General features: G+C 63.3%; 22 protein-coding genes. 19 read left to right on the forward strand and 3 right to left on the reverse strand.

All coding sequences use genetic code 11. The features are described from left to right. Positions 1-28 precede the first annotated feature (28 nt). From ACZ5PP_RS13930 to ACZ5PP_RS14020, 19 genes are all read left to right on the forward strand, one after another. Positions 29-1,876, forward strand: a complete 1,848-nt coding sequence (locus ACZ5PP_RS13930) for a hypothetical protein (protein ID WP_076600399.1) — start codon at positions 29-31, stop codon at positions 1,874-1,876. After that, the gene (locus ACZ5PP_RS13935) at positions 1,869-3,395 is read left to right on the forward strand and encodes a hypothetical protein (RefSeq protein WP_076600398.1); all 1,527 of its coding nucleotides are present in this window, start codon (positions 1,869-1,871) and stop codon (positions 3,393-3,395) included. The genes ACZ5PP_RS13930 and ACZ5PP_RS13935 overlap by 8 nt, the downstream gene beginning before the upstream one ends. Beyond that, complete coding sequence (locus ACZ5PP_RS13940; protein WP_076600397.1) at positions 3,392-8,665, forward strand: FtsK/SpoIIIE domain-containing protein; 5,274 nt, start codon at positions 3,392-3,394, stop codon at positions 8,663-8,665. Before ACZ5PP_RS13935 ends, ACZ5PP_RS13940 begins: the two co-directional genes overlap by 4 nt. A gap of 314 nt (positions 8,666-8,979) precedes the next feature. Continuing rightward, on the forward strand, positions 8,980-9,279 hold the full coding sequence (locus ACZ5PP_RS13945; protein ID WP_425290199.1) for an integrative conjugative element protein, RAQPRD family: 300 nt from the start codon (positions 8,980-8,982) through the stop codon (positions 9,277-9,279). After that, the gene (locus tag ACZ5PP_RS13950) at positions 9,276-9,515 is read left to right on the forward strand and encodes a TIGR03758 family integrating conjugative element protein (RefSeq protein ID WP_076600395.1); all 240 of its coding nucleotides are present in this window, start codon (positions 9,276-9,278) and stop codon (positions 9,513-9,515) included. The genes ACZ5PP_RS13945 and ACZ5PP_RS13950 overlap by 4 nt, the downstream gene beginning before the upstream one ends. Before the next feature lie 23 nt (positions 9,516-9,538). Next, positions 9,539-9,904: a TIGR03745 family integrating conjugative element membrane protein gene (locus tag ACZ5PP_RS13955; RefSeq protein ID WP_076600394.1), complete on the forward strand. Its 366-nt coding sequence runs from the start codon at positions 9,539-9,541 to the stop codon at positions 9,902-9,904. Between the two features lie 12 nt (positions 9,905-9,916). Further along, positions 9,917-10,390 (forward strand): TIGR03750 family conjugal transfer protein, encoded by a 474-nt coding sequence (locus ACZ5PP_RS13960; RefSeq protein WP_076600393.1) that lies wholly within the window; start codon positions 9,917-9,919, stop codon positions 10,388-10,390. A 20-nt stretch (positions 10,391-10,410) separates the two neighbouring features. Then, a complete protein-coding gene (locus tag ACZ5PP_RS13965) occupies positions 10,411-11,076 on the forward strand; it encodes a PFL_4703 family integrating conjugative element protein (RefSeq protein ID WP_206198685.1) in 666 nt (221 codons plus the stop codon). Next, the gene (locus ACZ5PP_RS13970) at positions 11,073-11,993 is read left to right on the forward strand and encodes a TIGR03749 family integrating conjugative element protein (RefSeq protein ID WP_076600391.1); all 921 of its coding nucleotides are present in this window, start codon (positions 11,073-11,075) and stop codon (positions 11,991-11,993) included. Before ACZ5PP_RS13965 ends, ACZ5PP_RS13970 begins: the two co-directional genes overlap by 4 nt. Continuing rightward, a complete protein-coding gene (locus ACZ5PP_RS13975) occupies positions 11,983-13,446 on the forward strand; it encodes a TIGR03752 family integrating conjugative element protein (protein ID WP_076600390.1) in 1,464 nt (487 codons plus the stop codon). Before ACZ5PP_RS13970 ends, ACZ5PP_RS13975 begins: the two co-directional genes overlap by 11 nt. Further along, positions 13,427-13,861 (forward strand): TIGR03751 family conjugal transfer lipoprotein, encoded by a 435-nt coding sequence (locus ACZ5PP_RS13980; RefSeq protein ID WP_148577567.1) that lies wholly within the window; start codon positions 13,427-13,429, stop codon positions 13,859-13,861. The genes ACZ5PP_RS13975 and ACZ5PP_RS13980 overlap by 20 nt, the downstream gene beginning before the upstream one ends. Continuing rightward, positions 13,861-16,749, forward strand: coding sequence for a conjugative transfer ATPase (locus ACZ5PP_RS13985; protein WP_076600388.1), 2,889 nt, complete (start codon positions 13,861-13,863; stop codon positions 16,747-16,749). Before ACZ5PP_RS13980 ends, ACZ5PP_RS13985 begins: the two co-directional genes overlap by 1 nt. A 13-nt stretch (positions 16,750-16,762) precedes the next feature. Beyond that, positions 16,763-17,515, forward strand: coding sequence for a DsbA family protein (locus ACZ5PP_RS13990; protein ID WP_076600387.1), 753 nt, complete (start codon positions 16,763-16,765; stop codon positions 17,513-17,515). 194 nt (positions 17,516-17,709) lie between these two features. Then, positions 17,710-18,204: a RadC family protein gene (gene radC, locus ACZ5PP_RS13995; RefSeq protein WP_076600386.1), complete on the forward strand. Its 495-nt coding sequence runs from the start codon at positions 17,710-17,712 to the stop codon at positions 18,202-18,204. Between the two features lie 167 nt (positions 18,205-18,371). Further along, positions 18,372-18,824 (forward strand): TIGR03757 family integrating conjugative element protein, encoded by a 453-nt coding sequence (locus ACZ5PP_RS14000; RefSeq protein ID WP_076600385.1) that lies wholly within the window; start codon positions 18,372-18,374, stop codon positions 18,822-18,824. Then, entirely contained in the window at positions 18,821-19,771 is a 951-nt protein-coding gene (locus tag ACZ5PP_RS14005; protein WP_076600384.1) for a TIGR03756 family integrating conjugative element protein, read from the forward strand. Before ACZ5PP_RS14000 ends, ACZ5PP_RS14005 begins: the two co-directional genes overlap by 4 nt. An 85-nt stretch (positions 19,772-19,856) precedes the next feature. Beyond that, complete coding sequence (locus ACZ5PP_RS14010; RefSeq protein ID WP_235943303.1) at positions 19,857-21,182, forward strand: integrating conjugative element protein; 1,326 nt, start codon at positions 19,857-19,859, stop codon at positions 21,180-21,182. After that, on the forward strand, positions 21,179-21,532 hold the full coding sequence (locus ACZ5PP_RS14015; protein WP_076600383.1) for a hypothetical protein: 354 nt from the start codon (positions 21,179-21,181) through the stop codon (positions 21,530-21,532). Before ACZ5PP_RS14010 ends, ACZ5PP_RS14015 begins: the two co-directional genes overlap by 4 nt. A 15-nt stretch (positions 21,533-21,547) precedes the next feature. Beyond that, the gene (locus ACZ5PP_RS14020; RefSeq protein WP_076600382.1) at positions 21,548-23,065 is read left to right on the forward strand and encodes a conjugal transfer protein TraG N-terminal domain-containing protein; all 1,518 of its coding nucleotides are present in this window, start codon (positions 21,548-21,550) and stop codon (positions 23,063-23,065) included. Between the two features lie 4 nt (positions 23,066-23,069). Here the strand turns inward: ACZ5PP_RS14020 and ACZ5PP_RS14025 are convergent, their stop codons facing one another. The 3 genes from ACZ5PP_RS14025 to ACZ5PP_RS14035 all read right to left on the reverse strand — a co-directional run bounded on the left by ACZ5PP_RS14025 (position 23,070) and on the right by ACZ5PP_RS14035 (position 24,336). Beyond that, the gene (locus tag ACZ5PP_RS14025) at positions 23,070-23,441 is read right to left on the reverse strand and encodes a DUF3742 family protein (RefSeq protein ID WP_076600381.1); all 372 of its coding nucleotides are present in this window, start codon (positions 23,439-23,441) and stop codon (positions 23,070-23,072) included. A gap of 116 nt (positions 23,442-23,557) precedes the next feature. Continuing rightward, on the reverse strand, positions 23,558-24,019 hold the full coding sequence (locus ACZ5PP_RS14030) for a type II toxin-antitoxin system YhaV family toxin (protein ID WP_076600380.1): 462 nt from the start codon (positions 24,017-24,019) through the stop codon (positions 23,558-23,560). Beyond that, positions 24,019-24,336: a type II toxin-antitoxin system PrlF family antitoxin gene (locus ACZ5PP_RS14035; RefSeq protein ID WP_076600379.1), complete on the reverse strand. Its 318-nt coding sequence runs from the start codon at positions 24,334-24,336 to the stop codon at positions 24,019-24,021. The genes ACZ5PP_RS14030 and ACZ5PP_RS14035 overlap by 1 nt, the downstream gene beginning before the upstream one ends. Positions 24,337-24,567: the final 231 nt, after the last annotated feature.

The following is a 24,567-nucleotide window of genomic DNA, read 5'->3' on the forward strand; positions in this document are numbered from 1 at the left end:
TTAGTTTAACGCTGTTGGAAAAGGGATAATGACGATCGACGCCGAAAAATGGATCAGCTTCGTCAGGCAATATGGTCCTCTCGCGCGCAACGCGAACATGTACGACGAGGAGATTCGACGCTGGTCGAAGAAGCTCAGCGTCACACCCATTGCCTTCGAGCATCCGCTCAGCCGCGACGTACTCGCCTCCTTCACCGACCGCAAAGAAGGCCACGGCGGCGTGGTCATACTCACCGGCACAGCCGGTGACGGCAAGAGCTACCTCTGCTACCAAGTATGGGAGGCGTTGGGAGGCTCACCAGACGCCTGGGCCAGCAATATGTCCTATTACAAGCTGCCTGTGACCATCAATGGCCACGCCTACACACTCCATCTCATTCGCGACCTGACGCCGTTCTGCAAGAACGATCCAGACGGCTCAAAGGCCCAGCTTCTGCAGGAACTGAGCTCCGCGCTATTCGAGCCCTCGTCCAATCTGTTCCTGGTCGCCGCCAATGACGGGCCGCTCGTCGAAAACTGGCGAAAGCTAGGCAACCATGCTGCCTCACAGCGCGCCTTGGCGTTGTTCGAAGCCCGGCTCATGAATGACGAAGATCCAGAGCCGACCGACCGCCTGCATTTCTTCAATCTCAGCGCAGTGCCCAGTGCGACGGTACTGGCACTCTGTCTCGACGCACTCCTTGGCCACGAGGGCTGGGAGAGTTGCTATGCCGCCGCGCAACCGAACGGATTCTTCGGTCCCGGATGTCCGATCCGGCACAATTTTGAGCTTTTGCGCGACCCGCTCGTGCGTACCCGGCTCGTGGCGTTATTCCAACTCTTGGACTTCAACGAGCTCCACACCCCGGTCCGGCGCGTCCTTCTACTGCTTGCCAACGCTATCCTGGGCCATCCCGCAGCCAAGGACGGTCTCATGTCTGCATCTGACGTGGCCAAGATCCTCGCCGCTGGAGAAACCCACAAGGCGAGTCTCTTCGCCAATCTCTTCGGTGCCAATCTGAAGAGCGCGAAACGCGATGCACAGGAAATCTTCGACTATCTCAGTCGATTTGGCATCGGTTTTGAGACCACGAACCGGATCGACAACATCCTGATTTTCGGTTCGGAAGACGAGAACGTCAGCCAATATTTTCATGACCTGGTCGAGGCCGACGGCTTCTATGGTGCAACCGAACGATATCGCGGCGAGCAACGCAGCTATATCGAGATGCCAGAGGCGCAAAACGGCGAACGGCACCCCTTCCTAGACATGCTCATTGACCAGAGGCGCGGCTTGTTTTTCAAGATTCCAGATGCCCACGCCGACGAACTGAAACTTTGGTGTTTAACCGTATTCAATAGTGCTGGCGAATATCTGCGCGATGTCGCACAACCATTAAACGACGGCAGGCGTGTGTCGCGTCAAACAGTCAGCAAGCTCGTAAATGGGCTCAACCGCATCTTCACTGGACTCCTTACCACGACGAAGAGCGAGCTGCTGCTAGCGACCAGTCTGTCGCACTCCGGCGCCAAGATTAGCCAACTGCTCGAAGACAAAGTCGCCATCAACTCCCACGGGCGTGTGGAGCGAGTCGAAATATCCCTGTGCCGCGACTTTCCGCATCTGATCGTGACGCTGCCCAACGGACAAACGAGATCGCTGGCCCTCAACCTCACGCGCTACGAATTCCTCATGCGCGTGAGCGAAGGCGCACTACCTGGCAATTTCTCCCGCGAATGCTATGAGGATCTGCTGGCATTCAAGAGCGCTCTTCTCTCGGCTGCGGGGATCGACCGTCATGTGCTGGACGATGATGATGGCCTGATATTCCGGCTCCTTGCCCTGGATACCACCGGCAATGCCATCGACCAAGTTGTAGAGCTCTCAAATGACTGACATTGTCCAGCTTCCTCCGCCACCGGCGAGCTATCATGATGACAATGACCTGTGGCTCGACGAACAAATCTGGGGCCATCGACTGTGGGAGCAGGACCCATGGCTCCTATTCCTCGAATTTCTCTCGGTCGCAGAAGCTTCTCATGCAACCGGACAGCTATTCGCAGCTGACGCGACGCAATTTCCATTCAGTTTCCGGCCGGCGCAACGGCCCTATCTGCGTAATCTCTTGTTCAACAACGACAAGCTGCTGGAGCTCGCCGATCTCTATCCCGATAACGAAACCGGATGGGCTAAATGGCTCGAGTGGATGCAGAGCAACGCCAAGATGGTCGCCCACCGCGACTTTTCTTACCTCAAGAACAGATTTCAGAACTTCGAACAGCTCGTCAAAGTCATCGAAATGCTGCGCTCTGCGACGATCGAAAGCAGCATGAATAAGAGATGGAGTTCGCGCTTCGTATTTCCGTTCGGGCGCCATGCGATTTATGAAGACCTCAACACTGAGGGTAACCGCGAATACATCAATTTCACGCGCAACGGCGATCTGCTTTATCAGATGCTCGCGCGATCAAGCGCCGCACCCGAGCTCGCGCGGCATTTTGCACATCTGTTCGAGCGGCGTGATCCCTGCGATCGCCTAACCGAACTCCTCCAACCGGAAATCGCCGAGGAGCGGCATACGCGAAGCGGCAGCTACCTGCCTTACGCCAAGCATCCCGCCTTTGAGGTGCTGGCCCAGGATTGGCTGGCCGTTCTCGAGCTCCAGCTCCCGAGATTCGACGCCTATCCGTACCTGACGATCCTTGGAGCACTTCATATCACCCTTTATCAGCTACAGGTCGCCGCCCACGTCTGTGACAAGCCCAAACCCCACTTCATTTGCGAAGTTGTCGCGCCCAAGAAGACGCTGGTTCGCGAGCTTTCGGCAGGCAATTACATCGCGAACAACCAACTGTCGCTTTCGGCTGTCGATACCTATGTGCGAAACATCGGCAATTCGTCGGAGTGGATCGCAGCGGCGGCAGAGCAGTCGGGATTTGTGGCATGCCGTGAAATCATGCGAGAAAAAGTGCGTTGGCCCGATGAGGACTACACCGGCCCAGTCGACCCTGACGCTCTCCTCGAAAATCTGCGTCACACAGCGCAGCGGCGCCATCGTCAGCATACGGCCAACATCCACAACAGCCTCGGACGAGGCGCAGGGCTGGTCTCGCGTCGCGGCACCAATCGGCTGCGCTACGCACCAACCGATGAACTTCTCAAGGCCCTAATCCTCGCCAACGTTCCGGTGCGCATGGACTACGGCCAATTCCTTGGCCGCCTCTACGACCGCTACGGCCTCGTCTTTGGGGAGCAGGAGGGCCAGCTCGCCATCACCACGGAAGATTTCGACAAGCGCGCGTTTCAAGCCAATGCCTCGCGGCTCGAAAATCGCCTCAAGACTATCGGCATGCTACGGCGGCTCTCTGACGCCTGCGCCTATGTCGAAAATCCCTTGCGGAGATCCGCAGCATGAACGTAGCCTCGCTCGTCGGCGCAGTCGCCGCCGCCTATCTCCGCGAAGAACTCCAGGCCGATACGGGCGCAGTGCAGTCGACTGCGCGGTATGTGCTCAATCTCAGCGCCGAACAGGTCGCAGCCGTCGCACGCGCCGTGCTCGCGGATCCGTTTCTCAAAGAGCGCATCGACATCAAGCTACCGACCTCGCTTGTGAGCGGCCAAGGCCTACCCGATGAGACTCTGACGACCGAAAGCGCCACCTTCTATCGAAACGCTGATTGTCCGAAGGCCGCCTATCTACTTGCCGAACACGAACATGGTGAAGACGCCTCGATTCGTGAAATTGCGAAACTTGGCCCCCCTGAGCTACTGGAGCGCATCGACCTTTGGGTTCGCGAGGCCTCAAAAGGCCTGCCTATCGCCCAGGAACAGCAAAAATGGTGGGAAAAAGCCCTGACTGGGCTCCGTGATCTTCGAATCGTCTCGATCGACCGCTTTGCCGTCTACATCTTGCGCACCCGCCGAGAAAACGAGGAAGCGGGTCGCCCCATCATCGATGCGCTGGGCGCCGCAATGCCGGCACTACGTCTTCCTAACGACCCTGCGTGCTTCGGAAGCCTCAAAGAGCGCCAGCGCGGACATGCATCTGCATGGAAGCAGCAATTCAACAACGCTCACAAGAGGCGATCCGGGCTGCTCCTCAAGCAGACCTCAAGCCAGCTCCTGCTCAGCGAAGAAGACCTGCGCAACGCGTTCGAAAAGGTTGCGCACCAGATCCCGAATGCCTGTCATCCCGCGATCGAAGCCTTTATCGGGGCGCCCAGCGGCTGGAACGCCCAGGCCGAAGCTTTAGCAGAACAAGATTGGGAGCAAATAAAGCCGATCTTCGATGGCCTGCAGCGTGAGAAATTCAACCTTGGCAAAAACACACTTGAATACTTCAGTGAGCTAGAAGAAGACAAGCTTGAGGATGAGGAGCGGGAATATCTCAAGCTCTTGTCCAAGCGGTCGGAAAAAATCGATGAAGACACGGATTTTTATGAAGCCCACCGTAGCGAAATCAAAGACGACAAGAAGCTGAAGTCTGCTTGGGATCGCTTCGTATATGGCCGCCCCATCGAAACAACCGACTTCATCGCCGGCATTTGCGCGGTTATGGAGCCACTTTACAACCGGATGCCGCCAGGCGATCAGCGCAAGCTGAAAATCAAATGCGAATCCGCGACTAAGAGAGACCTGCGATCTCTCAACTATGAAGCAGGTCTCTATTTCGCGCACCGCTACGCCGGCCTGCGTCGTCTGTTCGGCGGGATGATCGATTGGGATGTCGGCGATCTCTTCGAATTCGACAAGCTTGTCTCCGACTGGAAAAAGGGCGACAAGGCCAAGAACAAGCTCAACACGTCCACCGCCAAACCGGCGCTTCAGCTCAAATTCGTCGTCGAATTGGAGACAACGACCGACGGGGACAGCATTCAAAAGCATTCGACGCAGCTGATCTGGCGCTACGACCCCTCATGCGTCGCGAGCCAATTGGTCGACGACTGGGGGCGGTTGACCCAAAATCCCTTCACGGCCTGCCGCACACAGCGCGAATTCACCGCTGACAAATCGATCGATTTGGCCAACGTAAAGACGTTCATGCCGGCGTTCGACCGTGATCGCGGCTCATTCGTGCCAGCGGCCAAACCTGACCGGAATCTCGACGCGCTTTGGCGCAACAATGTCAAAGAGTGCGTCGATCAAGCTTATCTCTCCGCCCAGGATGCCAAGACATTGGGTGAGGCCTTTACAGCCTTTGAAAGTGCCTACAAGCTCGCAATCGTCGACTTCTCGACGAAAGGAGGCGGCGCCGACTCCGTACTCAATCAGACGACAGCGTACGCTGCGCTGCTCGAAACCGTCCTAACACTCGCCAAGGGCGATCGCAATCGCGACAAGCTGCTCAAGCCACTGCTCATGATTGGTGTCGCGCCGATCGACGGCGGCAGGCCGGCGGCCGTCGTCGCGCCCTGGCATCCGATGCGTCTGGTCGCCATATGGCGAAAGTCTAAGCTTGCCGTCGATCTCGTCAGTCAGGTTCTCGGCAGCATCGAGGCAGAGGGCGATCCAAAGCTGTTCTTCCGGGATATCGCTCATGATTTCGAGCACGCGCTATACCCTGAGATTGTGTCGATCTGGACGAATGACGGCCCACAATTCCTTACGGTAAGCGACGTGGTCGCCGACTACAGTCTGCATGAACCTCCCGTCGCCGACCCCAAAGGCGAGAACGACACCAATGAAAGCCCAGCTGAGGGCGGCTCCTGCGTCCATGACCTCGTCAAGCGCTATCTCGCCCTGCAACCGCACGAACGCTCCAACCTGTCGGTCGTACTGTTTAATTGCGATTCCGCGCGGCTGCCTCAGGCGGTCGTGGCGAAGATCGGCGGCATGCAGGATGACGAGGACGACGTTCGATGCCAAGTTCTGCTGCGCCACATCGAAAGCCAGAAGCTTCGTAACATCTATTGCTCGATCTTGAGCTCCGAAGCTACGGCAGACGCCTATAGCGCGAGTGAAGCTTCTCAAGACTTCATGGCCCGCCTGCGGATCTCGGTGATTGCTGACCAGGCGCCGCCGCCCAACCCCAAAGACGGCCATCCATACGACATCGTCTTTTCGCAAGATGTCATATCGCGTCACGCGCAACTTGAATGGTATCTCGAACAAGGCGAACCAGCCGACATTCGCAAGCTGTTGCCGTCACGCTGGTCGCGCCGCCGGCCGGCCGCCAGAGACGACCTTAAGTCAGCGGTCTTCCTATGCTGCCCGGTACAAAGCGCCGAGGGCTGGGCCTATATCTCCGCCGTCGCGAGCATTTTCAAAGGCGACCGCGATGAATCGACATCCAAACGGTTTTTGCCCGTTCGCCAGCTCGACTTTGCCGACGGCCGGACCAAGCGCATCTTCGAAGAGACCCACGACCTAGGCAATTGGGTCGTCAATTTCGACGAGCTTCTCGACCGGCGTCAGCTAATGAACCACCAGGTCCGGGTCATACGCTACAAGCAGATCTCGACCCAGGGGCGCAACCTGATCATCTCTTCGCGGGCGCCAATGACGCTTTTGCGCTCGATGATTATGAGCCGCCTCAAGGCGCTGCAGCTGCCGCTGACCGACGCCGAGGTGCGGACACTGGCCGATCGCCTGATCGACGACGCTAATGATGTGTCGGGTGACATCGTGCTGCGTGCGGCCACATGCGGCCAGAGCGCCAGCGAACTCATGGGCATCGTGCTGAGCCGCCGCATGTTGCGTGACGACTTGGGTGCCGATCAGCTGATCGGCTGGTACTTTCTTGATGACTATGCGTCCTGGCTTGGCCAGCGCGAACAACAGATCGCCGATCTGCTCGCAATCTGCCCCCAAGTCGCCGAAGAAGGCACACTGCGAATCACGCTCGCTGTCAGCGAAGCGAAATACGTCGAGATCGAGAGCCTGGCCGCCAAGCGCAAAGAATCGCAAAAACAGCTGCGCGATACGCTTGAGCGCCTAGAAGACGCCATATTCGGTGATCCGGAGCGGCTCGACCGCCAATCCTGGCTAGCTCGGCTGGCTGACCTCATGCTTGACGGCATCCGCATCCCGGCCGCCCGCGGCATTGATCTCGGCGAATGGCGCCGCGCTATGCGCGAGGGCCGCTGCGAGGTCCACCTCAAAGGCCTATCTCATGTCTTCGTTCCGACCTCGTCCGACGCCGACGATCTCACGATCGCAACCGAGGTCGCCGACACTCGCTACGCCTATCAGGAAATCATCGGCCGCAAGGCGCTCAAGCAGCTCTTGATGGCCTACTGGCACAACCAGAGCACCGCCGACGTCCGGCGCAGCATGGGTTTCTACCATATGGACTTTGAGCCAACCTGGCGTGCTCCGGGCTCCGGCGTTGCCTTTCTCCGCAGTGCATATCGCGCGCCTGTCCGCAGACCGGCGCCCCTGCCTGCACTCCCTGTTCCTGAAGCGCCGGACACACCCGCTGAAGCGCCAACGGAACCGAGCATCGAAAATCTGTTCCACACGCCGCTCCCTGGCGATAGCGTGCCGTTACCCGTCGATTCTTCGCCGACACGGGCGCAAGCTCATTGGGCCTATTCGGAGATCGCCGATTTGCTCGCGTCGGCGCTCCACGTGGCCACTATCGCACCTGAAGAAGGGGAATGGCTCAAGCAAACAGCCTTTTCGACGCGCAGCGCCCTGCAGCAGTTACAGCTTCAGGCCAAATTGATCGAGTCCGCTCTTACGCCCAATTCTGCGCTATTGCGGTTCGCCGGCAACGCCAACCTCACTGTCGAGCAGGTCTTGAAGAAGCGGTCCGAGCTTTTGACGACCTATGGACTGAACGTCATCTCGGTCCGCCCAGAACCCGGTGCCGTCATCGTCGCGGTGGAGCGACCCAAACGCCAGATCATTGATATCCGCTCCCTTTGGTCCGATTGGTCACCGGCCTCGAACGGTTGGGGTAATCAAGAGCTCATGATCGCAGTGCAAGAAAACTCGGGCGCTCCCCTGTTCCTCTCACCTGGTAAAGACCATGCGCCACACACGCTGATCGCGGGCAGCACCGGCAGTGGCAAGTCCGTGCTGATGCAGAACATTATCATGGGGATCGCCGCGACCAACACACCGGAACAAGCGAAGATCGTCCTGATTGACCCCAAACAAGGCGTTGACTATTTCGCTTTCGACAGGCTGCCGCATATCGACGGCGGTGTCATCGATGATCAGATCTTGGCAACTCAGCGGCTCGAAGAACTCGTGGCCGAAATGGACCTCCGCTACGCTCGCTTCAAGGAAACGCGCGTATCCAATCTGGCCGCCTTCAATGCCAAGGTCGCAGCAAACGAACGCCTGCCTGTCATCTGGCTCATTCACGACGAGTTCGCCGAATGGATGCTGACGGAAGATTACAAGGACGCCGTGTCGGCAATCGTTCAGCGGCTCGGTGTGAAGGCTCGAGCCGCGGGCATCTATCTAATTTTCGCCGCCCAGCGGCCGGATGCCAATGTTATGCCGATGCAACTGCGCTCAAATTTGGGCAATCGCCTGATTCTGCGTGTCGACTCGGAAGGAACATCCGAAATCGCTCTTGGCGAAAAAGGCGCGGAACGTCTGCTGGGCAAAGGTCATCTGTTAGCGAAACTCGAAGGTGAGAGGGAGGTGATCTACGCCCAAGTTCCATTTGTCGACATTGAATTCGTCGAGACGCTCATCAAGAAAATGCTCAAAGAGCACACGGCCGCCTAGATTAGTCCGTTCCATCAGCTTCGAGCACGCGACCTCGGAGTCGCCCTGACGCAGCCGCATCAGGGCCCGGCGGTACTCAACATCTCGGTGCTCCTGCGGGCCGCCGCCTTCCTCCTGCCGAACACGCATTGGCTCCCATATGCCAGTCGGTGACAACATGGTCATGCGGTGTTCCACATTGATTGCGGCGCGAAGCGAAAACGTGCCACAGCATTTAGCCATTCGCTTCAAGAGGGAATGGCACGATGGGACAGACCTGCCGGCGCACATTAGCATGGCCTCGCTTGATGGCAGGCTTGCCACTAGCATTAGCTGTGTCGTTCTTAGTTCTGCGTCCTGCCCATGCCACCGACGACGCGCCAGAGCGCGAGCAACTTGCCACACTCGTACGCCAGCTTGACCTGATCGACCGTCTGGCCGAGCATGCGGCCAGCACTGCTCCGCGGGAACGTGCCCACTACCACTTCAACTACGCCCGGCTGCGCGCCGACCTCAAGCGCATCCGCGCCGGCCTGCAGGACTACCTCGTCCCGCAGCGTGCCCAACCACGCGATCCCGCTCCGCTGGCTGGCGACTACGTACGCAGCGATGAACGGCAGGAGCCGTTGCCATGACACCTTCCGCCGATCAAGTCGCCGCCTTCCAGGCCAACGGCGGTTTCACGCCCGTGACCGTCTCCACCGTTGTCCTCGGCTTCGTCTTCGCCATCCTGTTGCTGTGGGGCGTGTGGGCGATGCGTACCGCCTATGTCGGTTGGGCCGAGAACCGGCTGACCCAGCGCCAGTTCCTCGGCGTGGTCGTGCGCTTCGTCGCGATGTACCTGGTGCTGAGTTTCTTCCTCCTGTCCTGACCACCACGAAAGGTTGAATCGCCATGAACCCTTCTTCGACTTCTCATCGCGCCGCGCGCATTGCCGCCGTACTCGCTCCGCTGGGCATCGCGGCCACGCCGCTGGCTTCGTTCGCTGCCGGCTTGCCGACCATGGAAGACCCGTCGCGCGGCGCGGGCAGCGGCATCATGCAGACGCTGCAGAACTACGGCTACGACATCGTGCTGCTGATCGCGCTGCTCGTGGTCGCCTCGATGTTCGTCGGGGTCTGCTACCACGCCTATACGCGCTATGCCGAAATCCACACCGGCCGCACCACGTGGGGCCAGTTCGGCCTGACGGTGGCGGTAGGCGCGATCCTGCTGGTCGTCGGCATCTGGCTGCTGACCAAGGCCACCGGCGTGCTCTGAGGGCCGGCACCGATGGCCGGCTCCCCGGAGAGTCCGCGCGACGGGCTCGTGACCTTCCTGCCGCATCGCCTGAACCGCCACCCGGTGGTCGTGCGCGGACTGACCGCCGACGAGCTGTGGGTCTGCGCTGGTCTGTCGGCCGTAGCTGGATTTCTGGCCGGCATACCGCTGGCCTGGCTCACGCACAGCATCGCCATGGTGCCGACGCTGATCGTCGTCGGCATCGGGCTCGGCGTGTTTGCGGGTAGCGGCTTCCTGCGCCGGCAAAAGCGCGGCCGGCCCGACATCTGGCTGTACCGCCAGCTCCAGTGGCGGCTCGCACTGCGCTATCCTGCCCTGGCGGCCCACGTGGGGGGACGGCAGCTCATCACCCGCTCGGGCTGGTGGACCACGCGGCGCCAGCGGCCTTCCACGTCCATCCGTCGAGGTGCTGCCCATCCTCCCTCGGGAAGGGCGTCACGCAGTGACAGGGGGGCTGTCCAGTGAGTCGGTTCAAGAACGAAGTCATGCACCTGCGGGCGCACGTCAAGACCTTGCGCCTCGGCGCCGCCGCGCTCTTCGTCGTGGCACTGCTGCTTGGGTTCGGCTGGTGGAGCGCGCCGAAGAGCCTGACCATCCACGTACCCCCGGACTTGCGCTCCGGCAGCACCCGCAAGTGGTGGGACGTGCCTCCAGAAAGCGTCTACGCCTTCACCTTCTACATCTGGCAGCAGGCCCAGCGCTGGCCAACCAACGGCGAGGAAGACTACCCGCGCAACCTCAAGGCGCTGTCTGCCTACCTCACGCCGAGTTGCCGCTCGTTCCTGCAGCAGGACTACGAATTCCGGCGCAGCAACGGCGAGTTGCGTCAGCGCGTGCGCGGTATCTACGAGATTCCCGGCCGGGGTTACGGCGACGATCCCACGTCGCGCGTCCAGGTCGTGTCGGCAAAGAACTGGATCGTCACCCTCGACGTGAGCGCCGACGAGTACCTGGGCTCCGAGCAAGTCAAGCGCGCACTGGTGCGCTACGCCTTGAAGGTCGAACGCATGGACGTCGATCCGGAGCGCAACCCCTTCGGCCTGGCCCTGGATTGCTACGCGAGCGCGCCGCAGCGCATTGAACCGGCGCCGGCACCTGCGCCGGCCGCCCAGCCCGCCGCAGCCAACCACCTGCAAGGAGGAGCCTCATGAAGCGCCTTGTCCTGCCGGCCCTGGCCGGCTTCCTGCTCAGCATGGGGCTCGTCTCCACCAGCCAGGCCGTGGAGATCCTGCGCTGGGAGCGTCTGCCCCTGGCCGTACCGCTCGTGGTCGGCCAGGAGCGCGTGATCTTCATCGACCGCAACGTGCGCATCGGCGTGCCGGAGAGCATCGGATCGCACCTGCGGGTGCAGAGCGCGGGCGGTGCGATCTACCTGCGCGCGAGCGAGCCGATTCCGCCGTCGCGACTGGAACTGCAGGATGCCGAATCCGGGGCGCTGATCCTGATCGACATTGCCGCCGAGCCGGCCAAGGCGGGCCAGCCGGCGCTGGAGCCCGTGCGCATCGTGGAAGCGGAGGCCCCCGCGAAGCGCTACGGCGGCAGTGCAGCAAGCGGCGCGGACCAGCAGGCAGAAGCGCCCGCAGACAAATCCGTTCCCCGGCGCGAAACGCCGGTATCGGTCGTGCTGACGCGCCATGCCGCGCAAAACTTGTACGCGCCGCTGCGCACCGTCGAGCCGGTCGCCGGCATCGGGCGCGTGAACCTGCGCCGCGGCCTCGCGCTGAGCACCTTGCTGCCCACGCTGCCGGTGCGCGCACAGGCGCTGGCCGCATGGCGGCTCGAAGACCAGTGGGTGACGGCCGTGAGGCTCACCAACACCTCCGCGCGCTGGCTGAACCTCGATCCGCGCGCCCTGCAGGGCGATTTCGTCGCGGCGACCTTTCAGCATGCGAGCCTGGGGCCCGCCGGCCAATCGGCCGACACCACCGTGGTCTACCTCGTCACCCGTGGCCATGGCCTGGCCGAGTCGCTGCTGCCGAAGGTCGCGCCGATCGACGCGGCGGTGAGTCTGCCGCCGGCAGCCGCAGCCGGCCAGGCCGAAGGAGGAGGCGCTCGCGATGAAGAGTAACCCTCTCCTCAAGTGGCTGCTGATCCCGATGGCGCTGCTGGTGATCTTCGTCGGCATCAAGCTGTTCTCGGGCGACCGCGGCGCCAAACCCGCGCAACCCGGCGCCGCCAATCCGCTCACGCCCGAGGAGATGAAGGCCCTGGGCATCGAGGGCGACACACCGCGCGACACCGTTGCCACGCTGGTCGCCCAGGTCAAGCAGTTGCGCAACGAGCTGCAGACCGCGCTCACCGACAACAAGAACCAGAAGGCCGAGAACGAACGCATGCGCGCCCGCGAGAGCGCGGTCGACCAGCGCATCCAGACTGCCCTGGACGGCGAGCGCGGCCGCCTGCAGCAGGACCGTGAGCAGGTCGCCAGCGACCGCCAGCAGACGCAGAGCCTGCTGCAGGACCTGCAGCGGCGCCTTGATGGCCTCACCGGCAAGGGCGGCCAGGCCGATCTGCCTGTCGGGCTGGGCCTGGAGGAAGGCGACGGCAAGAACTTCGGCGGCAGCTTGGGCAGCGGCGCTCGCGGCAGTAGCACGCGCTGGGTGGAGCCGGACGACGCCAAGCCACCGAAGAACGGCGCCGCGAGCAGCGGCCCAACATTTCCCACCAGCTTCGGACCCGCGCAGAAAGCCCTGACCAATACGGCCGACAGCGTTGCGAGCACCGTCGCCGATGCGGGCAGCCGCGCCATGGGTGCCTCCGCCAAGCCGGTCTACACGGTGCCGTCGAACTCGACGCTGATGGGGTCGATTGCCATGACGGCGCTGATCGGACGCGTGCCGATCGACGGCACGGTCAATGACCCGTACCCCTTTAAGGTGCTGATCGGGCCGGACAACCTGACCGCCAACGGCATCGACATCCCCGACGTGGCCGGCGCCGTGGTCAGCGGCACCGCCTCGGGCGACTGGACGCTCTCGTGCGTGCGCGGACAGATCCGTAGCGTGACCTTCGTGTTCCAGGACGGGACCATCCGCACCGTGCCGGAGAACAGTTCGCGCAGCCAGGGTGGCAACGGCGGCCAAACCGGCGGCAGTGCCACTCAGGGCGGCCTGGGCTGGATCAGCGATCCCTACGGCATCCCCTGCGTCTCCGGCGAGCGGCGCAGCAACGCCCAGCAGTACCTCGGCTCGCAGGCCCTGATCACCGCGGCCGGTGCCGGTGCGGCCTCGCTGATCAAGTCCGACAACGGCAGTATGGCGGTGGTCGCCAACAGCAACGGCTCGCTCGGCACGGTCGGCATCTCGGGCAACGAGGCCATGGGCCGCATCCTGGCCGGTGGCGTGCGCGACATGGCCGATTGGGTCAACAAGCTCTACGGCCAGGCTTTCGCCGCCATCTACGTGCAGCCCGGCGCGAAGGTCGCCGTCCACCTGGAGCAGCCCCTCAACATCGACTACGACGCCAAGGGGCGCCGGGTCAATCACCGCATCGGAGGCGCCCATGCGTCGGAACTGGACTGATACGGTCGTGGCAATGCTCGTGGCCACGGCGCTGGGCGGCTGTGCCACCAGCAAGGACAAGGTGCTGCCGCATGGCGATCACACCATGCTAGATGTCTGGAACCAGGAGACCGGCGGCAGCGCTGGCGGGGGCCAGCCGGCCCGGCAACTGCTCGATGCGCGCCAGGGCCTGCGCCGGCCGCTGATCGAGGCCGACGTGCAGGCCGCGCCCGCGAACAATGCGGCCTACACCCGCACGGCGGCCAACGAAATCTACCGCCAGTTCCACCGGCTGCCGAACCCGGACCTGGTGATGTACGTCTTGCCGCACCTGGCCGGCACCGACCCCGTGCCGGTGCCCGGTTACACCACGGTGTTTCCGCTCTACCAGCGGGTTCAGTACGCCATGCCGGGCGAGCGTCTGGAGGACTACTGATGACCTGGTCCGTTCCCTTCCTGCAGGCGCGCCCGGCCGAAACCCCAGCCGGCGCAGAGGCAGATGCCGACGACGCATGGACGCGGCACGTGTCGATGCTGGCTACGCATGGCATCAGCGAGCCCGGCAGTGCGCTGGCCGTCCGCCGCCGCAAGCCGGCCACCGAGGCGGACGCCCAGGCGCTCTACGGCGTGGCCCCGTCCTTCGCCGATCTGTTGCCCTGGGTGGAATACCTGAACGAGTCGAAGTGCATGCTGCTGGAAGACGGCCAGTCGGTCGCCGCGTTCTTTGAATTGGCGCCGGTCGGCACCGAGGGTCGCGAACTGGCCTGGCTGTGGCAGGCGCGCGATGCGCTGGAGAACGCGCTGCAAGACTCCTTCGACGAACTCGACGAGAACCCCTGGGTGGTCCAGCTCTACGCCCAGGACGAGGCGAACTGGGACGGCTATCTGCGCGGGCTGGCCAGCTACGTGCGGCCACGCGCCCGGGGCAGCGCCTTCAGCGAATTCTACCTGCGCTTCTTCGCCCACCACCTGCGCGCGATCGCCAAGCCCGGCGGCCTGTTCGAGGACACCACGGTGACACGCCTGCCATGGCGCGGCCAAGTCCGGCGCGTGCGCATGGTGGTCTACCGGCGTACCCCGACCACCGCGTCGTCGCGGCGCGGCCAGTCCCCCGGGCAGGCCCTGGCCACGATCTGCGACCGGCTCGCCGGCGGGCTCGCGAACGCGGGCGTGAAGGCGCGGCGCATGAACGCCGCCGACATCCACGACTGGCTGTTGCGCTGGTTCAATCCCCACCCGACGCTGCTGGGGCCGAGCGCCGAGGATCGGGAGCGCTTCTATGCGCTGACCCGCTATCCCGAGGAGACGGAAGAGGGTGAGATCGAGCTGGCCAGCGGCGACTTCGCGCAACGCCTGTTCTTCGGCCAGCCGGGCTCGGACGTGGGCAACGGCACTTGGCTCTTCGACGGCATGCCACACCGGGTGATCGTGATGGACCGCCTGCGCATGCCGCCGCCAACGGGCCACATCACCGGCGAGACCCGCAAGGGCGGTGATGCGGTCAATGCGCTGTTCGACCAGATGCCGGAAGACACGGTGATGTGCCTCACGCTGGTCGCCACGCCCCAGGACGTGCTGGAAGCGTACCTGAACCACCTGAGCAGGAAGTCGGTCGGCGAGACGCTCGCTTCGGAGCAGACCCGCCAGGACGTGCAGCACGCGCGCAGCCTGATCGGCAGCGCGCACAAGCTCTATCGCGGGGCGCTGGCGTTCTTCCTGCGCGGGCGCGATCTGGCGCAGCTCGACGCCCGCGGCCTGCAACTGGTCAATGTCATGCTCAATGCTGGTCTACAGCCGGTGCGCGAGGAAGACGAGGTGGCGCCGCTCAACAGCTACCTGCGCTGGCTGCCCTGCATCTTCGACCCGGCCCTCGACAGGCGCCAGTGGTACACCCAGCTCATGTTCGTGCAGCACGCCGCGAACCTCGCGCCGGTCTGGGGCCGCAGCCAGGGGACGGGGCATCCGGGCATCACCTTCTTCAACCGCGGCGGCGGACCGATCACCTTCGATCCCTTGAATCGCCTCGACCGGCAGATGAACGCGCACCTGTTCCTGTTCGGCCCCACCGGCTCGGGCAAGAGCGCCACGCTCAACAACATCCTGAACCAGGTGACGGCGATCTACCGGCCGCGCCTCTTCATCGTCGAGGCGGGCAACAGCTTCGGCCTCTTCGGCGACTTCGCGGCGCGGCTGGGCCTCACGGTGCATCGCGTAAAGCTCGCACCCGGCGCAGGGGTCAGCCTCGCCCCGTTCGCCGACGCACACCGCCTGGTGGAAACGCCCAGCCAGGTGCAGACGCTGGATGCTGATGACCTGGACGAAGACCGCGACGAGGTAGCGCAGGTCGCCGATGCCGACGAGCAGCGCGACGTGCTGGGCGAACTGGAGATTACCGCGCGGCTGATGATCACCGGTGGCGAGGACAAGGAAGAGGCTCGCATGACGCGCGCCGACCGCAGCCTGATCCGCCAGTGCATCCTCGATGCGTCTCAGCGCTGCGTGGCGGAGAAGCGCACCGTGCTCACGCGCGACGTGCGCGACGCGCTGCGCGAACGCGCCCGCGATGCGACGCTGCCGGAGGCACGGCGCACCCGGCTGCTGGAGATGGCCGACGCCATGGACATGTTCTGCCAGGGTGTCGACGGCGAGATGTTCGACCGTCCCGGCACACCCTGGCCCGAGGCCGATATCACGATCGTGGACCTGGCGACCTTCGCCCGCGAGGGCTACAACGCCCAGCTCTCGATTGCCTACATCAGCCTCATCAACTCGGTGAACAACATCGCCGAACGCGATCAGTTCCTCGGACGACCGATCATCAATGTCACCGACGAGGGCCACATCATCACCAAGAACCCGCTGCTCGCGCCCTACGTGGTCAAGATCACCAAGATGTGGCGCAAGCTCGGCGCCTGGTACTGGCTGGCGACCCAGAACATCGACGACCTGCCCAAGGCGGCCGAACCGATGCTCAACATGATCGAGTGGTGGATCTGCCTCTCCATGCCCCCGGACGAGGTGGAGAAGATCGCGCGCTTCCGCGAGCTGAACCCGGCGCAGAAGGCGCTGATGCTCTCCGCCCGCAAGGAGGCCGGCAAATTTAGCGAAGGCGTGATCCTCTCGAAGTCGATGGAGGTGCTGTTCCGCGCGGTGCCGCCCAGTCTGTACCTAGCGCTGGCCCAAACCGAGCCGGAGGAGAAGGCCGAGCGCTACCAATTGATGCAGCAGTACGGCATCGGCGAGCTGGATGCCGCCTTCAAAGTGGCCGAGAAAATCGACCATGCCCGCGGCATCGAGTCGCTGGCGCTCGATACGCTGGCGTGACGGGGAGGCGGCAATGCACCTGCCCGGATTCGTACGATCCCGCCGTTTCATTCTGCTCGCGTTGCTGACAGCCGCCTTGCTTCTGCTCGCCGCCTTGTCCTTCCTGCGCCCGCGTGCCACGGCACAAGTTGAAACCCGCCCTCTAAGCTCCACAGAGACGGTGCCGTCTGTACCTTCACCACCATCCAGGCCACCCTGGCGCTATGGCCGGCCCGATGCGCGTTTCACGGTGGTTGAGTATGCCGATCTGGAGTGTCCGTTCTGTCGAACCTATTTCCCGGTACTCAAGCACTGGATCGATGGACATCCAGAAATGAGCTGGCAATGGCATCACCTGCCGCTGGCCATGCATGAACCGGCGGCCTCCGCCGAGGCACGCCTGGTCGAGTGCATCGGTGAGGCCGGCGGCCCCGCCGCGTTCTGGCAGGCCGTAGACTGGGTCTACGCGAACACGCGTGGCGACGGGCAGGGGCTGCCCGAAGGGCTGCGCTATCCCGACCTCACGCCTGCCGCGCAGCAGTGTCTCGCCAGTGATCGGCCCGACGCGGTGATCCACGCCCAGGTTGAGGAGGCGGTAAAGAACGGCGTTTCCGCTACGCCGGCGCTGCAACTACGTGACCGGGAGACCGGCAAGGCTCTCTTGTTGCACGGCTCCGTCGAGGGCGATGCTCTGCTGTCTGCTCTCGATCTGCTCACTGCGAGCGGCACCACCGGCTTGCCATCGAAGGAAATGCCAGCCGACTCTGTCGGCGACATGCCCAGGTAGCCATCGATCTTCAAGGCTACGGTGCGGCTCGACCGCACTGATCGAACCCGTTCGCTTCGCATCCTCGCCTGCGAACAGCCGCCGCGTTTGTGGCGGTGGATGCCTCTTCTTCCTCTGTTCCATCCCCGTCGTCCTTTGGAGGGTTTGCCCTCCTGGGGCATACGCCCTCCAATCTCATCCATTGGAGGTTCGCCATGTCTTGTGTCGTCGCCGATTCCCGCCCGGAGTCGCTTACCCTGATCGCCGCCCAGCACGAAGGCTGGATCATCCAGCAGGCCATTAACTTGCTGGAGAAACGCATCTTCAAAGCCGGGGCGTTGCTGGACAGTCCTGCCGCCGTGCGTGACTACCTGCGCCTGAAACTGGTCGTGGAGCCCAACGAAGTCTTCGCTGTCGTGTTCCTCGACAGCCAGCACCAGGTGCTCGCCTACGAGCCGTTGTTCAAGGGTTCAGTCGACCAAACCTCGGTATACCCGCGGGTGGTCGTCCAGCGCGCCTTGGCCCTCAACGCGTCGGCGCTGATCCTGGCGCACCAGCATCCCTCTGGGGTGACCGAGCCTTCGACCGCTGATCGCTCGCTCACGGATCGACTCAAAGCCGCTCTGGCCATTGTCGATGTCCGGGTGGTGGACCACTTCATCGTCGGCAAGGGCAAGCCGTACTCCTTCGCTGAGGCCGGTCTGCTGTAGCTCCCCGCTGTCCCGGCATCCGCCGTTCATCCCAATGGGAGCCCTCGGGCTCCCATACTTTTGCAGCACTCCTGAAAAATGGGGACTCCCCGGCAACGGATTCTTTGTCGCTCCGCACACGCTCTTGGTTTCGACTACAGCCTGTATCGACCCCCCGGAGGCGCGACATGCTGTTTTCATCTCACGGCTTTCTTCCTGGCTCACCGTCGTGGCAATCCATGGCTGCCGTAGTGGTGACGGGGTTGTGCATGGTCTTGTTGAGCGGGGTAGCACTGGCCGACGTGCTGGTCGTAACCGACAGCCGTCACCCGATCCAGCGCATGGGTGGTGAACGTGTCATAGAACTGGACCTCCCAGCCCGGATCGAAGCCGAACTGTCGACGGGGCTACCGGCCGATCCGGGGCGGGCCGAGGCAATCATGCAGCAGCGATTGCGTGAGGGCAACGAGACGTTGCAACGCCACATTGGGCTTGCCTACCAGGATGTTGCCGAAGCTTGGGGCTTGGGTATCGTCAAGATTCCCGCAGTGGTGGTCGATCGACGCTACGTGATCTACGGCGAGCCCAACGTGGCGCGTGCCGCCGCCCGTATCGATGCCTATCGGAGCGCGCGGCCATGACCCGTCTGTCAACAGCGCCGTCCCAACGCTTGCGGACAGTCATGGCTTCGCTGTTGCTATGCGGAGCCACGTCGAGCTTCGCGCTGAACACGGCGACCATCACTTCATCGTCCTTGTCGCCTGATTGCCTGGAATACCGCGTTGTCGGTGTCTGCTACTGGTTGTTCTGCACCATGTTCGGTTGCTCGGTACGCACCTCGGTCAAGGTTCGCCACTACGTTCCCGATGCGGTGGTATCCAGCTATTCGAACACCGGCGCGAACCCGTGGGGGGAAGTGCGGGCGATGAGCACGCCCAATTCCATGGCGCAGGCCGGCGGCGATGGCACCACGAACCACGACAACGAGAACAACCTCGCCAAGTTCAAGAACGCCGATGTGATCGGGCATCCCGGTGGCTCGGTGTTCAGCCAGTTCGCCAGCGCTTCCGGCTACACCTGTCAGGGAGCCGGCGCAGCCTTCATGCCCTACCTGCTGAGCACGCTCGACACGCTGGCCTGGCGCTACTACATCCCCGAGATGGTGTTCCCGGAAGCGCTCATTCCCGGTATGCGTGAGATCGGAAGCTACGCCAGCGCCAACCTGTGGGGCAGCGTCTACCCACGCGGCGGCTTCCTGCATCAAACCGACGACTACAAGAGCGGCGCGGTGGTGGTGCAGCGCGCGGGTGACATCGTGACCCGGCGTGGTCAGATCCACGTTTATCAGCCGCTGCTTGCGAATGCGCGCGATGGCTACTGGCCGGCTGGGGCGTTGATGGAGGGCGACGCTTCCACCGGCAAGTGGCAGGAACTGACGCCCACACTTTCCAGCACTTGTGCCGTCTTCCCTCACAGCAACACGCGCGTACAAGCGCAGCAAGGCGACTACGCCTGGGCGCTGTGGCGGCCCTATGCCTGCTGCCAGCGCCGTGGGCAGGTTTTCCTCGGTAGCGTTGATTTCCAGTGAGGTGCCCGCGATGAAGGTGTCCTTTTCCCACATCACTCAGCGAGCCAGGCTCTACACCCTGGCCGTTGCGCTCGCCTGTGCCGTCATGGCAGCGGGCGTCGCTTGGGCGCAGACCCGCATCAATCCCAGGGGCGTCAGTGTGAATGGCAGCGTCATCGGCGACGACGTGCTCTACAGCATCGGTGGCGGCCGGGCCGTTTCCATGGGTGGTGCGGGAAACATGCAGAGCATCGGCGTCGGTGTCGGTTGGAACAGCAACCTGATCTGCGGAAACATGAGCATCACGACCACGCTGCAGAACCAGCTCAATGGCATCACCAACGGCTTCCAGGCGATCATGAGCACGGTGATCCAGAACGCCACCAGTGCCGTGGCGTCGCTGCCGGCGCTGATCATCCAGCGTGCCGATCCGGGCCTCTACAACCTACTCACCAACGGCGTCCTGCAGGCTCGCCTGGACTTCGACCGCTCGAAGATGACCTGCCGGGCCATCGCCAACCGCCTCGCGGACATGGCGGGCGGCCAGGCAGGCTGGGACCAACTCGCTGAGGGCATGGCGCTGCGCGATGCGGTGAGCAGCACCGATGCCGTGTCGGCCGTCGAGCAGGCCGAGTCGAACAGGGGCAACAACGGCGTGCCCTGGGTCGGCGGCGGCAACGCGGGCGGCTCGGGCCAGGGGTCGATCAAGGTGGTGGGCGACGTGACGCGCGCAGGCTACAACCTGCTCAACGGGCGCAGTGTGACGGACACCTCGTCGATCTCTCGCGCCACCTGCGGCAACCGGCTGACCTGCCAGACCTGGTCCTCGCCTGGTGCGGCTGCAGCCTGGGCGACGCGCGTGCTGGGCGAGCGTGAGCAGCGCACCTGCGAAAGCTGCACCAAGACCCAAACCACGCCCGGTGTCGGGCTCACACCGGTGATCCAGGAGGAGTACGAGACCAAGCTGCAGGCGTTGCAGGAACTGGTGACCGGCGCCAAGCCGACGACGGTGGCGAACCTGGAAGCGGCCGGCAGCAACTCGCTGCCGATCACCCGCGGCGTGATCGAGGCCCTGCGTGACGAGCCCGACCAGGATCTGCTGGGCAAGCGCCTGGCCTCGGAGGCGGCGCTGTCCAGCGTGCTGGAGAAGGCACTGCTGTTGCAGCGGACGCTGCTGACCGGCAAGAAGGAGCCCAACGTCGCGGCCAACGAGCTGGCCGTGAAGGCGGTCGATCAGGAGAACGGCGCGCTGGAGCAGGAGATCAGCAATCTCAAGACTGAACTCGAATTGCGGCGCACGCTGGCGGGCAACTCCGCGATGGCCATCGTCCAGCGCCACGGCACGCGCGCCGGCGGCTCGCGCGGCATCTTCGAGGGCGACACCACGCGCGACCGCCTCAAGGAAGTCCAGAAACCCCGGAGCACACCATGACCGGCCGCACGTGGCTGCGGCCTACGTGGCTGTTCAACCGCCGGGTGGGCGTCGCACTGCTGTGGGCGCTGCTGGTGGCCGGAATCGCGGTGGCAGTGAACGTCGCCGGCATTCATGTCGTCGGCGGTATTGATGGCTGGGAGCGCTGGCTGCACGCGCATTCCGCCCACTTCCTCGTCTGGCGGCTTTTTCTCTACGCGGCGACGGCCTATGGCTGGTGGTGGATGCGGAAGCGCCTGCGGCAACGCGAGCCGTCAGCCGAAACGCATCACCGCCTGCTGCGCGTCGAGATCGCGGCCGTGACGACCATCGTACTGCTCGAAGGCAGCCAACTGCTGCGCCATGGCTGAGGCGGGGAGGATGTCATGACCCTCTACACGACCGACTACCTCGAGTATTACCTGACCCTGGTGGGCTGGCTGGTCAACAACGGCATCTGGAACATCCTCGTCGCCAGCGGCGTGTTCGCGCTCCCGTTCGTCGCCATCGTGATCCAGGAGTGGCTGCGGGCGCGCGCGGAAGGCGCGGACGAGGGCAACAAAGGTGTGCTGTCCTCGATGCGCATCGAGAACCGCGTCTGGGTGGCGATCGTGGTCATCATGTTCGCCGGCATCCCCTTCATTCCGGTGGACCTGAGCACGATCCGCTTCGATACGAGCCGCTCCGCGCAGTGCCAGGTCAGCGTTCCGCAGCCGGCGGACACGGGCTGGTCCAACGCCTACACCACGCTCAACAACCAGAGCGCGCTGGTGCCGGTGTGGTGGTTCTTCATGCACGCCATCTCCAAGGCCGTCACCGGGGCTGCGGTGGCGGCGATCCCCTGCGGGACCGATCTGCGGCAGATGCGCATGGACGTCGATTCCACCCGCATCGACGACCCGGTACTGGCCCAGGAGGTCGGGGATTTCGTGCACGACTGCTATGGGCCTTCGCGCGCCAAACTGTTCATGAACCGGCCGACGCTCTCCGACGAGCAGATGAACGACGTGACTTGGATCGGTTCGAGCTACTTCCTCGACGCGCCCGGCTTCTACGACACCTACCATTCGAGCACGCCGCGCACGGCTTGGCCCTACGATGCCACCCGCGACGCGGGGCTGGCCCAGGTGGACAGCGGCGGCGGCTATCCGAGCTGCCGGCAGTGGTGGTCCGACGGCAACAGCGGGCTACGCGCCCGCCTGCTGGCCCAGGTCGATCCCGATCTGCTCTCCCGTATCGGCCGCTGGGCGGGGTTCCTGTCGCAGAACGAGGTCAACGACTCGGTGATCCGCGCCGTCGTCTCACCCAGGCAGCAGAAGATGAACCAGGGCGCCGTCTACACCGACTACGGCGGCCAGATCGAGAAGACGCTGCCCAACATCGTGACCCGCGGTGCCGGCGACCTCGGGATGGCCGTCGGCTCGCTGGGCTTCTTTCCGGCCATGGATGTGGTCCGCCAGGCGTTGCCGATGGTGCTGTCGCTGCTCAAGATGGCGCTCGTCATCTGCATCCCGCTGGTGCTGCTCTTCGGCACCTACGAGCTGAAGGCCCTGGTCGCGGTGAGCTGCGTAGAGTTTGCGCTGTTCTTCGTGGACTTCTGGTTCCAGCTCGCGCGCTGGCTCGACAGCACGATCCTCGATGCGCTCTATGGCTGGGGCTTCGGCGCGAGCCGGCCGCATTCGAACTTCGATCCCCTGATCGGCCTGAACAACGCCTTCGGGGACATGCTGCTGAACTTCGTCATGGCGACGATGTTCATCGTGCTTCCGGGCTTTTGGGTGACGGCCCTGGGATGGGTGGGCATCCGCGCCGGCAATGCGCTTCAGGGGCTGTCGGAAGGCACGAAATCAGCAGGCCAAGCCGGATCAAGGGGCACGGGCACCGTGGTTCGGGCAGCCAAGTAACTACCTACCGCTCATCATCAAAGCGGGGGTCTGGATCGTCGTCGTAGTTGATTGGATCGTAGAAAACACTGCGCTTGTGATCCGCTTGATCGCCGATCGCCCATTCCTCCGCTTCGCCGGGAGCGGCGTTCCGTGCCGTCCAACCCGCAAACACGGCGATCATGATCAACATCGCAAGCCAGAGCGCGACGTAAATCAGCACGCCGAATGCAACGAGCTTGAGGATCAGCAACACCCCTCGGGCGGCAACAGGCGCCAATCCTTGCGCCACCAGCCAGTCGTGCGCTTGGCGGTCCAGACGCACACAAGCCCGCCACATCCGGCCCAGTGTCCGGCCAGCGCGTTCCGCGAAAGTGGTCTGTGCAGCGAGCTTCATGGTGGCTACCTCATGGCCGTCCTATGGGTTCTCACTCGGCACCCGCTCCAAGGGATCGTCGATTGGATCCATCGTGGATTTTTCAAAGATCGTTTGAAACTCCATGCGACATCCAATCAACGTTCCTTCGATGCCCATTCCGCCTGGCTCGTTGCTACAAGCGCCGCCCAGTCGTCGGGCGGATTGCCACGTCCGAGCATCTTCTCGAACACCGCATAGGGATCGGATTCGCTGCCAGCCGATCGCAAGGTCTGTTCGTCGTTGACCCAGGCAAACACGATCGCCTTCGCCTTGGAGTCGTAGCGGAAGAACAGGCGGAATCGCCGCCCGATCTTTGCGCGCCGCCAGTGACGGTACGCCGGTCCCAGGGTGTTGCCCTGGCGGTACTCGTCCCGTGAGGGATCGCTCGGCACGACCTCCATGATCAACTGGCTCAGCGCCCGAAACAGCTTGACGTTGGCGTTGCCCTCGAACCCTTGCGGGTCGTTCTGTTCGGCCCGTTCTGCGGCCGCCTGCAGCTTGCGCAACTGCTCGATCACGCCCTCGTGGAACAAGAGCGTCCAACCGTGCCGCTGCATCAGAGCGCCACTTCGCCGTCGATGTCTTCATCGAGATTGACCGCGTGGCCGGCACTCGCCAACATGACCCGGGCCAGATCATCCGGGAGGGACTGGACATGCCGGCCGGCCCGAATGTCGGCCTCCAGCAGGCCCAGGAAGGCCTCGATGGCCGGGTCTTCGTGCTCGGCGTCCGCGCGGGTCACGATGACTTCGCCTCCGCGCAGGTCGAAGGCCACTTTTCCGCCGGCGTCCACGCCCAGTGCCTGCCGGATGGGCTTGGGCAGTGTGATCTGGCCCTTGGAGGTCAGCGTGGCGACTTCATGGATCTCAGGCATGGATGTTCTCCTGATGACAACACTTGCATGGTAAGGAATTTTCCTTACATCGTCAATCTGCCTGAGCATGGGGCCTCCATCCAGTTGAAAGAGAAGGCCCCATCGTAGCCCCGGCACAGGCGCCTTCCCGCCAGAATCCGATTTGGGCCAGTCCCGCATTGGCTGTGGCTCGGCTACCTTCGCTGCTCTATACCAAAGACTTTCCGACAAAGGACAAAGGGCTGGGAAGGG

Source organism: Thauera sp. DNT-1 (genome assembly GCF_055393985.1).